The organism is Chryseobacterium turcicum (assembly GCF_021010565.1).
Classification (GTDB): Bacteria; Bacteroidota; Bacteroidia; order Flavobacteriales; family Weeksellaceae; genus Chryseobacterium; species Chryseobacterium turcicum.
The window spans coordinates 138,130-150,211 of record NZ_JAJNAY010000002.1 but is presented as its reverse complement, the minus strand read 5'-3'; the positions used below and the strand labels follow the sequence as shown (position 1 = coordinate 150,211).

10 protein-coding genes are annotated in these 12,082 nt (G+C 31.8%); 8 read left to right on the top strand and 2 right to left on the bottom strand.

Annotated features, from left to right (window positions below; all coding sequences use genetic code 11):
* Positions 1–125: 125 nt before the first annotated feature.
* From LO744_RS15440 to LO744_RS15410, 7 genes are all read left to right on the top strand, one after another.
* A complete protein-coding gene (locus tag LO744_RS15440; protein WP_230670920.1) occupies positions 126–1,877 on the top strand; it encodes an amidohydrolase family protein in 1,752 nt (583 codons plus the stop codon).
* 169 nt (positions 1,878–2,046) lie between these two features.
* Positions 2,047–2,976, top strand: a complete 930-nt coding sequence (locus LO744_RS15435) for an SIMPL domain-containing protein (RefSeq protein WP_230670919.1) — start codon at positions 2,047–2,049, stop codon at positions 2,974–2,976.
* Between the two features lie 92 nt (positions 2,977–3,068).
* On the top strand, positions 3,069–3,644 hold the full coding sequence (locus tag LO744_RS15430; RefSeq protein ID WP_230670918.1) for a hypothetical protein: 576 nt from the start codon (positions 3,069–3,071) through the stop codon (positions 3,642–3,644).
* Positions 3,645–3,669: 25 nt separating this feature from the next.
* A complete protein-coding gene (locus tag LO744_RS15425; RefSeq protein WP_230670917.1) occupies positions 3,670–4,791 on the top strand; it encodes a hypothetical protein in 1,122 nt (373 codons plus the stop codon).
* A gap of 97 nt (positions 4,792–4,888) precedes the next feature.
* On the top strand, positions 4,889–5,563 hold the full coding sequence (locus LO744_RS15420) for an SIMPL domain-containing protein (protein ID WP_230670916.1): 675 nt from the start codon (positions 4,889–4,891) through the stop codon (positions 5,561–5,563).
* A 140-nt stretch (positions 5,564–5,703) separates the two neighbouring features.
* Positions 5,704–7,299 (top strand): DUF4139 domain-containing protein, encoded by a 1,596-nt coding sequence (locus tag LO744_RS15415; protein WP_230670915.1) that lies wholly within the window; start codon positions 5,704–5,706, stop codon positions 7,297–7,299.
* 283 nt (positions 7,300–7,582) lie between these two features.
* Positions 7,583–8,776, top strand: coding sequence for a vWA domain-containing protein (locus tag LO744_RS15410; protein ID WP_230670913.1), 1,194 nt, complete (start codon positions 7,583–7,585; stop codon positions 8,774–8,776).
* Positions 8,777–9,079: 303 nt separating this feature from the next.
* On the opposite strand, the gene LO744_RS15405 is transcribed toward LO744_RS15410, so the two are convergent.
* Positions 9,080–10,285: an NAD(P)/FAD-dependent oxidoreductase gene (locus LO744_RS15405; protein ID WP_230670912.1), complete on the bottom strand. Its 1,206-nt coding sequence runs from the start codon at positions 10,283–10,285 to the stop codon at positions 9,080–9,082.
* Positions 10,286–10,395: 110 nt separating this feature from the next.
* Here LO744_RS15405 and LO744_RS15400 point away from each other — a divergent pair, with 110 nt between their 5' ends.
* Positions 10,396–10,776: a SpoIIAA family protein gene (locus tag LO744_RS15400; RefSeq protein WP_230670911.1), complete on the top strand. Its 381-nt coding sequence runs from the start codon at positions 10,396–10,398 to the stop codon at positions 10,774–10,776.
* Between the two features lie 34 nt (positions 10,777–10,810).
* On the opposite strand, the gene LO744_RS15395 is transcribed toward LO744_RS15400, so the two are convergent.
* A complete protein-coding gene (locus tag LO744_RS15395) occupies positions 10,811–12,010 on the bottom strand; it encodes an MFS transporter (RefSeq protein WP_230670910.1) in 1,200 nt (399 codons plus the stop codon).
* Between the last annotated feature and the right edge of the window lie 72 nt (positions 12,011–12,082).

Genomic DNA, 12,082 nt, shown 5'->3' with positions numbered 1-12,082 from the left:
TATAGTTTACCCAAAAACTATTCACCAAGTGAAAAGTGGAGTTTACCAAGTATCAATTCAAAAATTTTAATTCCGTTCTAAAGATTGCTTTTTTTATCTTTGAAATCTAATTAATCATGAAATAAATGAAAAAGAAATTTTCGATCGTCTTACTACTGTGTTTTATAATCACCAACTTTTATTCACAAACTTATATTTGTAACGTTACCATTGTAGATGTTATCAACCAAAAGCTCATCCCAAATCAAACCGTGGTTTTTATGAAGGATAAGATTTCAGAAATTAAGCCTTCAAAGAAAATAAAAATTCCAAGTAATAGTAAAATCATCAACGGTGAAGGGAAATTTCTACTTCCGGGAATGACAGATTCTCATGTGCATTTTTTCCAAAGCGGAGGTTTGTATACAAGACCAGATGCAGTAGATTTAAGAAGTCAAGTATCATATGAAAAGGAAATTTCATGGGTTCATCAAAATATGGAAGATTTTTTAAATCGTTATTTAAAGCTGGGAATCACTTCTGTAATTGATGTGGGTGCAACCTATAACTTTTTATCTCAAAAAAACTCGCTTCAAAAAACAAACTTACCTACTGTTTATATGACAGGACCTTTATTGACAACTTACGAACCTGAAGTTTTTAAAAATCGTGGAAAAGATGAGCCTTTCAAATTGGTTTTAACTGCAGAAGATGCCAAGAAAATGGTTCAAGAACAACTTCCATACAAACCTGATTTTATAAAAATATGGTACATCGTAAGTGGAGATAAAAAAGATTTAGAAGCTAATGCCAGAAAATATGAAGCTGTTGTAAAGAGTGCTATTGATGAAGCTCATAAAAATAATCTGAAAGTCGCAATACATGCTACAGAAAGAATCACAGCACAAATCGCGGTAGAAAACGGCGCCGATTTTCTTGTACATAATATCGAAGATGAAATCGTTCCGGATAGTTTTGTGAAATTATTAAAATCAAAAAATGTAATTTTAAATCCTACTTTGACCGTTGCAGGCAACTATTACAAAACTTACGGGCAAAAAAATAATTACAACACGTTTGAACTCAATAATTCTAATCCTGAAGCTATTGGTTCTATTGAAGACATGAAACATTTGTCAGCTACTTCTGATTCTGCAATTGTAAAAATATTAAAAACAAGATTTAATCTGCCACAAATGGATGTTTATATTGCAAAAAAAGATTCAATTCAAACCATAAATCTGAAAAAATTATCAGATGGAGGTGTAACTATCGCTGCCGGAACAGATGCCGGAAATATAGGAACCCAACATGCAACCTCTTTTATTTCAGAACTGAATGCGATGAAAAAAAGTGGGATGAGCAATTGGCAGGTTTTGCAGTCTGCAACGATTAATCCTGCAAAAATTTTCAATAAAGAAAACACCTTGGGAAGTATTTCTACAGGTAAAGTTGCCGATTTGGTGCTATTGAATTCAAACCCAGTAGAAAATCTTGAGAATCTTACCAAAGTAAGTCTGGTTTTCAAGAACGGAGAAACTATAAATGTTGAAAAAACAATCAAAGAAACACCGGAAATGTTGGTTCAGAAACAGGTAAACGGATATAATGCAAGAAATATTGATGCTTTCTTGGAGCCTTATTCGGAAGATGCAGAATTGTATACGTTCCCAAACAAACTTATCAGCAAAGGTAAAGATGCAATGAGAACAAGCTACACCGAAATGTTTAAAAGACTGCCTGAACTCCACTGTGAAATTAAAAACAGAATTGTAAATGATAATTTCGTAATCGATCAGGAAAGTGTCTCAGGAATGAGAAAAGACAAAAAAGTAGAAGCGACAGCAATCTATGAAATTAAAGATGGTAAAATTATAAAAGTTTATTTTTTACCTTAAACTATTTAAAATTTTATTGAAATAGTTATTTTAAAATAAATACAAAGACAATTCGTTTCAGAATTGTCTTTTTTTTGCTTACCAAGTTAGGGAAGCTATTCACCAAGTTTCGTCCGTAATATGTTTATGATGCATTTAAGTTTGCAGTATTAATTTAAACTTAATCATTATGAAAAACAATTTAAACTCAAGCAAAGCGTCAGTTTTAGCTTTACTTTCATTATTATTTTTTTCCATTTCTGTAAAAGCTCAAATGTCGGGAAACCAAGTTTACAGAGAACGAAATTCTTACAACGAAATATCTACTTATTATCCTGAATCTAAACATTTTTACGCCACCGATTCTACATTAACAATTAATGCGAGTATTTTGCTCAATCAGAAAGCAGACCATTTTAAAATTACTTTAGGATTAAACGAAGAAGCAGAAACAACAAAAAAAGCCATTGAAAACATCAACTTAAGAATAGCGAATTTCCTGAAAAGGCTTAGCTCATTAGGAATCAAAAAAGAAGATGTTTATGTCGATTTTATTTCCCAGACAAAAGTTTATGATTTTGATATTGAAGCCGATAAAAAGCTGGTCAGTCAAAAAATTAAAGGATTTGAAATCAAAAAAAATATGATCATCAATACAAATGATCACGCAAAAATTGAAAAAATAATCTATGAAGCTTCTGATTTTCAAATTTATGACATCATCAAAATAGATTATATCAACACCAATATCGAGCAGATTCATCAAAACCTGATGAAAGAAGCGTATGCAATTGTCAACAGAAAGAAAGACGATTATTTAGGGAAATTCAAACATGAATTGATTGGAACTCCGATTGCCAATTCTAATTTCTCTTATGTATTTCCAAAAACTCAATACCAACAATATACCGCTTATGAAAGTTCAGATTTTGATGTGGTAAGAGGAAATTACAACAATGATTATTATATCAAAAAGCTGGAAAGAAAAGGGAAGACCTTCTATTATGAAGGCATAAAATATTCCGGTTACGATAAGGTAATTAACGATGAAAATCCTGAAATAGGAATTCAGTATATGGTAAATCTGAGCGTAAAGTATGACTTCAAGAAAAATAGATAATTTTCACCAAGTGAAAACTTCAATTCACCAAGTTAGCTTCAAATTACTTTGAAAGACGACTAAGTTTGTTCTATAATTTAAACTTAATTCTTATGAAAAATTTATCCTATTTAGTTCATTTCGCACTGATATTTTCAAGTTGCCAGATTTTTTCTCAGACCAAATTAATATCCTACAAAAGCCACAGTGGCGACATGGAATATTTTGAAAAAAGTATTGTAGAAGACAGTTACAATACCAATTATTCTAATCTTGGAGCAGCTCCGGAAAGATATGTAGTCAATTCGAAATTGGACAGCGTAATTATTATCGACGATAAAAAAAGCGTCATTGTAACTTCAAAATTCTGCAAAAGCTGGAGAAGCGAAAAGTCTGAAAAATGGAAACCCGGAAGAGATACCGTTTACAATCATACTGTTTTTTCTGATGATAATATTGATAATGTAAAAAAAATACTTAAAGAAAATTACAACTTTCAAAATGATATCGACAGTACTGTTTTTTTGAAATATGACAAAAAAACGAAAGAATATAAACCGATTTCTACTAAAAAAGTTATCAAAACGGCTGAAGTAAAAAACTTTAAATCAAAAGAAGAAATTCTGTATTTGCTTGTTTTAAGTATCGCTGTATTTGCGTCTGTTTTTATTTATAGAAAAAATCGTTAAAAGTATTTCTGTGAAATTTAAATCAATGTTTTTTAGAAAGGTTACTGTTTTTTTTGGTGTTTTTTTTCTGCAGTTTATCCTATTTTTTCCGTTGAGTTTTTTAAACGATTTCCAGTTAAAAATTACGGATTTTATTTTTGGAGATTTTACTGGTTTTATATTAGAATTTTTCTTCAATAAAAAGAATAGCAGAATAGACTACAGCTCAGATAGTTATTCGATGCTGGTTTTAATCATCATTTTGCTTCTTACATCGACAATTTTTAGTTTCATTATCAAGAAAAAATGGATGAAAATATTTTTATCAATAACAGGATATGTTTGTGTAATTTATATTTCTGTTATTCTGATAAAATATGGGATTGATAAAATTTTTAAAGCTCAATTTCCCGAACCTGAACCGAATATTCTGTTCACAAGATTCGGAAATTTAGACAAAGATATTTTATTCTGGAGCACAATAGGAACGTCTAAAATTTATAATATCATTATCGGTTCAATTGAACTTTTTTCAGGAGCTTTGTTATTATTCAAACGCAGTCGGTTTTTAGGATTATTATTGGCAATCATTAGCTTCGCTCAGATATTAATCATCAATATCAGTTTTGATATTTCTGTAAAATTATTTTCACTGATTTTACTTTTAATGAGCATATTTTTGGTTAGAAAAAACGAATGGGAATTTCTTCTTAAATTGATTAGTCTACCGAAAAAAAGTTTTTTTGACCAGACTTTATTTTTGCCTTACAAAACTTTTTTAAAGATTTTAGTTATAGGGATTGTATTGGTAAAAATAGGAATGCCTTATTTTAGTAAAGAAGAAAATGATAAATTATTACCATTAAATGGTGCTTATAAGATAATTTCCCCTGAAAGTCCTTACCAATATTTATTCTTTCATAAAGACCAATATCTGATTTTAATGGAAAAATATTCAGAAAAAATGATTTCCTTTCATTATGATATTTCTTTTGATCATCAAATTATTCTTCAAAATGAAGAAAACCGTATCTCAAAGCATTTATTTTTAAAAAACAAAGACGGTTCTATTATTTTTTCTTTTAACAATCAAATGATTCATGCTAAAGCTATTCAATATAAAAAAATGAATGCATTGCAGGATAGATTTCATTTTTTGGTTGATTGACTTTTCTTCTACCAAGTGAAAACATTAGTTCACCAAGTTTGTAAAACTTGAGTTTCTTTTCGTGGTAATTTTACTTTAGAAATTTAAAATAAACAATATGAAACTTAGACACCTTTTATTAGTAGGGATTTTTGCAGCAGGAAGTTTGATGAATGCGCAGGAAGTAAAGAAAAATGTAATTGAAGTAACTGGCGTTGCCGAAATGGAAGTAGAACCGGATGAAATCATCTTTAACATCGGTATAAAAGCCGACAACAAAAATCAATTGGCAGACAGCGAAAAACTTTTATTTGAAACACTGAAAAACAACGGTGTAAAAAACGAAGACATCAAATTTAAATCAATGTACCAGAATTTGTATTCGAAAACCACAAAGTTTACCAAGAGTTTTCAGTTTAAAGTCAATGCAAAAACCAATGTGAGTAAGCTTTTTGAAGAATTAAACCAGAAATGGGTAAGCAATCTGAATATTGCCGAAATCAAAAACACAAAGATTGCAGATTTTAGAAAAACGGTTAAAATTAATGCGTTGAAAGCAGCAAAAGAAAAAGCAGATTATCTGCTGGAAAGTATCGGAAAAAAAGTGGGAACACCTGTTGAAATCATCGAAATTGAAGATTATATGAGTGATTCTATTCTTCCTGTTGCTTACAAAAGTATGAGAGCCAATGTACAAATGGAAGCAGTTGATCAAAATGCAGATTATTCTTTCGATAATATTGAAAATATTAAGCTGAAATACAGTATCAAAACAAAATACGAGATTCTTTAGTTTTTTAAGAGGCAGTCAGAAATGGCTGTCTTTTTTTTGCTTAAAAATTTCCACCAAGTGAAAACCACAGTTCACCAAGTCTTCAATTTTCAGGTTTCTAATCAAGGTAATTTTACTTTAGAACTTAAAAATAATAAACAATGCGACATTCTATTTTAATACTCATTTTTATGGTTTCGTTTTTTAAATCTCAGGAAATAAAAAAAGAAATCGATGTGAAACAAGCCACTGTATTTCTACAGGGTGCAAAAGTTTTCGGAAGCACAAACGTTACCCTTCAAAAAGGAAGTAACACCGTAAAAATCATCAATCTGCCGAATGATTTGGATGAAAATACGTATAAAATCAATTTAGAGAAAAACACAACGCTTCTTTCTATTACTCCCCAAAGTAATTATCTTAAAAATGATGAATTGTCTGACGTTGAAAAAAAACTGGATGATGAAAGAAAAATATTTCAGAGACAGGTCAATTTATTAAATATTCAAATCAAGAATTTGACGGGCGAACAAAATATTATTAATGATAATCTTAAAGTTTCCACCAATGATAAATCTACTCCGCAGGAACAGCTGATAAAACTGACTGAATTTTACAGAAAAAGAATGCTGGAAATAGATAATCAGACTTTTCTTTTAAACGAACAAAAATCTGTTTTGGATGAAAGTATTGCTAAAATCAACAAGCAGGTTTCTGAAGAGCAAACGCATAAAACACAAAACAGAAAAGAACTTTTACTTGAAATTCTTGCTGAAAATGAAATGAATCTTAATCTTGGAATTAGCTATATTGTTTCTAATGCAGGTTGGATTCCGTCTTATGATTTAAGAGCTTTGTCTACCAAAAAACCTTTAGAAATTGTCTACAAAGGAAAAATTTACCAAAAAACTGGACAAGACTGGAATAATGTAAAACTTTTCGTTTCCACCTACAGACCTTCTTACAACCAGAACCGACCTATTTTATCACCATTGTATGTCGCTGAATACAAAGCTTATAATAATGAAGATGCGAAAGTAGGATACATGCAAAAAGCCAAAGCTGAAATGTCTAACTCTTACCAAATGCGTGCTGAGGTTGCTGCGCCAAGTCAGATTCCGGTGGCAAGTGTTTCAGATAATCAGATGAATGTTTTGTATGAATTGAATTATAATCAAACCATTCTCAGTCAGGAAAAAGAACAGTATGTGATTTTGGATAAGAAAAATGTAGAATCTACTTACAAATATCACACGGTTCCAAAACTTAATAATCAGGTTTTCTTAATGGCTTTTGTGAAAAACTGGCAGAATTTAAATCTAATTTCAGGCGAAGCAAATATTTATTTTGAAGATAATTACATCGGAAAAACGAGCATTACAAGCAATTATGTAAAAAATGAATTCCCTATTTCTCTTGGAGTTGATGAAAGAATTGTGGTAAAACGTCTAAAAATTGAAGATAAAACAACAGAGAAGACATTGAGTTCAAACCGTATTCAAACCGAATCTTTTGAAATCAGCATCAGAAACAATACCAAAGAAAATATCGAGCTTGAAATTCTAGACCAGCTTCCTATTAGTCAGCATGATAAAATTTCAGTTAAAACATTAAACATTGGCGACGGAAGTTATGACGATAAAACCGGAAGCATTCTGTGGAACAGAAAAATATCCAGCGGTGCTTCAGAAAAAATCAGTTTTTCTTATGAGTTGAAATATCCAAAAGATATGCAGATTCAGTATTATAGTAGGTAATTCGAGATACGAGATACCGGTTACATAATTCGGGATTTTAAATATAAAAAGTTGTTGGATTATCGCAAAGACACAAAAGTTTTATAAAAACAGGCTGTTTTAAGGCGCAAGAAAATCAAAGATTTTCATCAGGGGGCATATTTTATCTTTGATAAAATCCTTGCGCCTTTATAGCGGTAATAGATTAAAAAAATTGCGCCTTTGCGATTACCAACATAAAATTCATTTCACGAATCTCGTACCTCAAATCACATAACAGAATAATCAATTAAAAACATACAAAATGAACACATTAAAATTTTTAACAGTAACAGCAAGTGTCTTTGCTTTTTTGAGTGCAGGTAAAATTTCAGATAATCGTTGCAGCAGCAAAGCCAACGATAGAAAAATTGTAGAAAGTACAATCTCAACACAGCCAAAAATTGAGGTTTCTAAAGAAAATAAAATTCAGGTAGCTTTACTTCTAGATACTTCCAACAGTATGGATGGGCTTATTGACCAAGCAAAATCAAGACTTTGGAATATCGTGAATACTTTAACGACTTTAAAATATAACGGAAAAGCTCCGCAAGTAGAAATTGCCCTTTATGAATACGGAAATGATGGTTTACAGGATGAAAATTACATCCGACAAGTCACTCCGTTAACGCAAGATTTAGATTTGGTTTCAGAAAAACTTTTTGCTTTAAGAACCAACGGAGGGAATGAATATTGTGGAGCCGTAATTCGTGATGCAGCAAACAATCTGAGTTGGGATGGTAACGAAAAAAGTATGAAACTGATTTACATCGCCGGAAATGAACCTTTTGACCAGGGAAAAATAAGTTATAAAGATGTTATTTCTAAAGCTAAAGCCAAAAATATTTATACCAATACGATTTTTTGTGGAAGCCGTAATGAAGGAATTCAGTCACATTGGCAAAATGGAGCGAGTTTAGGGGAAGGAAAATATTTTAATATCGACAGCGACCAGAAAGTGATTTATATTGAAACGCCTTATGATGTGAAAATTTCACAATATAATTCTAAATTAAACGACACTTATATTTCTTACGGAAGTCGAGGTTCTGAAATGAAAAACAAACAGACTGCTCAAGATTCAAATGCTGAAATGCAATCTGCTTCGAATGCGGTTGAAAGAGCCGTAAGCAAATCAAAGAAAAACGCTTACAAAAATGACCATTGGGATTTGGTAGATAAAGTTGAAAAAGACAAAGCTTATATTTCGTCAATAAAAGAAAATGAACTTCCTTCTGAGCTGAAAGGAAAAAGTAAAGATGAAATTACAAAAATTGTCGCTCAAAAATCGGCAGACCGTGACAAGATTCAGAAAGAAATTGAAATTCTTGCGAAAAAAAGACAGGAGTTTATTGATATCGAAACTAAAAAACGAGGAAGTTCTGAAGGTGACGACTTGGGAAAAGCGATTGAAAAATCGATTGTGGAGATTGCGAAAAAAAACGGATACGGTTTTTAGAGGTTCGAGGTTCGAGATTCGAGGATTAGAGTCCTGAAAGGACGATTTATTAAAGGATAGGATGAAATCCTATCAACCGAAAGTGGCATTTAAAGGAATTGGTCTCAAACACCAGTTCCGTGAAATAGTGATGTGAATGTTAGTATTGTTTATTTTGTTTGAGGTTTGGTTTTGCTGAGCCTCAAACTTTTTATTTGATAAATTTTGCCACGAATGCACGAATATTAGCAAGTAAAAATTCGTGCATTCGTGGCTAATAAAATATTTTATATTAGCCATTTTTGAGGCCAATAAAATTTAAATTCATCTTCCAAACTTAAAATATTCAGAAAGCTGATGATTTTCATTTTTCATAAAAGCCGAAGCCATTTCCATTCCGGTGACAGAGAAAGTAATTCCGTTTCCGCCAAAACCTAAAACGAAATACGAGTTTTTAAAATTATCATGAGTTCCAATGTAAGGAAGTCCGTCTTTGGTTTCTCCGAAGGTTCCCGCCCATACAAAATCGGTATAAAAATGATAGTCGGGTTTTATTCTTTTTAGATTTTTCAGAATTTCTTTTTCTTTTTTATTTAATAGAGAATCGCGCTTTTCAGGATTAGAAAAATCTTCATCGCCACCGCCGATTAAGAGCCTTTCATCATCGGTTGTTCTCATGTAAATGTAAGGGTCATCAGTATTCCAGACGAGTGTATGTTCAATATTTTTAAATTTCTGAGTATCAATTTCAGAAACTATAGCAAATGTGCTTTTAAGGTCTACAAAATATTCTTTAATCATTGTTGAACTTTCGTAACCCACGCAATAAATGATTTTTTTAGTTTTAATGTTAAAACCATCAGTCGTTAATGCTAAATTGTGGTCTCGTAAATATTTTACCGACTTCATTTCGGTTTTATCATACACTTTTAAACCTTTATTGATATTAAATCTTAGCAATTCGTGAGCAAACTTAAAAGCATCGATACTTGCGCCTTGTTTAGATAAAATTCCACCATAGGTATTCTGAAAACCAAATTTTTCTTCAATATCTTCAATTCCAAGCCATGTCACGTCAAATCCTGCTTTTCTTCGGGCTTCATATTCTTTTTCAAGCCAAACTGCATCTTTCTTTTTAGAAGCAAAATATAAGGATTGCTTTCTTTTAAAACCAGAACGGGCTTTTATTTCTTTCGTTAGTTTTTCTAAATCGTCTATAGATTTTGAGCAGGCTTTGTAACTTTCTACCGCACCTTTTTCACCAATCATTTCAATTAATTCATACAGCGGAGTATCAATTTCATACTGCAACATTGAGGTTGTTGCTGAGGTACTTCCATTACAGATTTCGCGTTTATCAATTAAAATAGTTTGGTATCCGTCTTTTATCATTTGATGGGCAATAAGACTTCCGGTAATTCCGCCACCGATAATAAGAACATCGTATTCTTCATCAGATTTCAGGGAAGGATAGGAAGATAATAAACCATTTTTTAAAAGCCAGAAAGGTTCGTTAGATTTCAAGTCCATAGTTTTATTTTCAAAATATTAGCAATAATTGAGCCTTTAAGACATTCATTCTTTAATTATGGTTTAATTATTGATAAAATAAAATGACCAAAACCATTTAAATATAAATTATGATAACAATAATTAATGATGCTCCTGAAAACGTAGCTGCTTTTAATGCCACAGGCGATGTGACCAAAGAAGATTTTGAAAATCTTGTTATTCCTTATGTAAAGAGTAAAATAGAAAAATTTGATGAATTAAATTACCTTCTATACTTAGATACAGATTTAAGTAACTTTACCATGGGAGCCTGGCTTCAGGATGCACTTTTAGGTATAAAAGATATTACCAAATGGAATAGAGCAGCCATTGTCACCGATAATGAAGGAGTACAGAATTTTACAGATATTTTCAGTGTTTTAATGCCCGGAGAATTTAAATCTTTTCCAAAAGAAAATCTTTATAACGCCTTATATTGGTGTCAAAATGGGAATGAAGTTCAAAGTTAGTTAACAAAAAAGAGAAGCAATTGCTTCTCTTTTTTTATTGGTCACAGGTAGCACATTCTACCGCTATTTCTTTTTCTTTTACATTGGGTAATCTATAGAGATAAAAATAAATTAGACTAATAATCAATCCAATAAGCGTCATTCCGACTCCTACAAGTGAAGGGTAATTATAAGGCAAGCCGTGTTCTAACGGAATTCCTCCGAAGAATGCTCCCATGGCATTTGCGATATTAAATGCGGCCTGCATAAAAGCGGCGGCCATCATTTCACTTTTTGGTGCTGCTTTCATCATCATAATGTTAATAGGTGCTGCTACAGACATCGACAAGGCTCCACAAATGAACGTTAAAACTAATGAAACATTTTGATAATGAGAAAGAAAGAATACTCCCGCTAATGAAATCATCATTAGAAACAATAGCAACGAACAGGTTTTTTCAGGACCTAATTTATCTGAAAGAAAACCTCCCGCTAAATTTCCAACGACCATTCCTGCGCCTGCAAGAATCATCACATAAGCCATATAGCTGCTTTCAATTTTTGAAACGACTGTCATTAATGGCGTGATATAACTAAACCAAGTAAACAAACCTCCGAAACCTATTGCCGTAATCATTAAAACCAACCACGACTGTTTTCCTTTCAAAAATTTCAATTCTTCCAGAAAATGACTGTCTTCTTTTTTTTCCATTGCAGGAAGCCAAAGTTTTAAAGCCAATAAAGTGGCAATACCAATCACACCTACAATTGCAAAATACCAGCGCCAGTGAAATGCATGCCCAATATATGTAACCAAAGGAACCATCGCCAAATTGGCAACCGTTAATCCGGTAAACATTAACGAGATATACAATGCCTCTTTTCCTTTTCCTGCCATTCTTGATGCGACTACGGTTCCGACTCCGAAAAATGCACCATGTGGTAAACCCGACAAAAATCTGATAATCAACATCGAGTTATAATCTGGAGCAATAGCAGATAATGCATTAAAAATGGTGAAAATTACCATCAAAACAAGCAATACTTTTTTGGGTGGAAACTTTACAGAATAACCTATTAAAATGGGTGCTCCAATTACAACTCCCAAAGCATACGCTGCAATTAAATGCCCAGCTTGCGGAATGGTAATCTTCAGTGTTTGTGCAATGTCGGGAAGCAATCCCATAATCGTAAATTCTGTAGTTCCGATTGCCAAACCACCGATTGCCAAAGGCAAAATTCTTTTATCAAACATCTATTCCTATTTCAAAGTGCAAAATTCGAGAGAAATAATGGTTTTTTTTTGTTCTGAAATGATTGATTCTTG

Excerpts from the sequence above, each read along its gene's own strand:
- LO744_RS15415 (WP_230670915.1), top strand. The coding sequence starts at position 5,704 with ATGCGACATTCTATTTTAATACTCATTTTTATGGTTTCGTTTTTTAAA.
- LO744_RS15420 (WP_230670916.1), top strand. The coding sequence starts at position 4,889 with ATGAAACTTAGACACCTTTTATTAGTAGGGATTTTTGCAGCAGGAAGT.
- LO744_RS15410 (WP_230670913.1), top strand. The coding sequence starts at position 7,583 with ATGAACACATTAAAATTTTTAACAGTAACAGCAAGTGTCTTTGCTTTT.
- LO744_RS15440 (WP_230670920.1), top strand. The coding sequence starts at position 126 with ATGAAAAAGAAATTTTCGATCGTCTTACTACTGTGTTTTATAATCACC.
- LO744_RS15395 (WP_230670910.1), bottom strand. The coding sequence starts at position 12,010 with ATGTTTGATAAAAGAATTTTGCCTTTGGCAATCGGTGGTTTGGCAATC.
- LO744_RS15405 (WP_230670912.1), bottom strand. The coding sequence starts at position 10,285 with ATGGACTTGAAATCTAACGAACCTTTCTGGCTTTTAAAAAATGGTTTA.
- LO744_RS15425 (WP_230670917.1), top strand. The coding sequence starts at position 3,670 with ATGTTTTTTAGAAAGGTTACTGTTTTTTTTGGTGTTTTTTTTCTGCAG.
- LO744_RS15430 (WP_230670918.1), top strand. The coding sequence starts at position 3,069 with ATGAAAAATTTATCCTATTTAGTTCATTTCGCACTGATATTTTCAAGT.
- LO744_RS15435 (WP_230670919.1), top strand. The coding sequence starts at position 2,047 with ATGAAAAACAATTTAAACTCAAGCAAAGCGTCAGTTTTAGCTTTACTT.
- LO744_RS15400 (WP_230670911.1), top strand. The coding sequence starts at position 10,396 with ATGATAACAATAATTAATGATGCTCCTGAAAACGTAGCTGCTTTTAAT.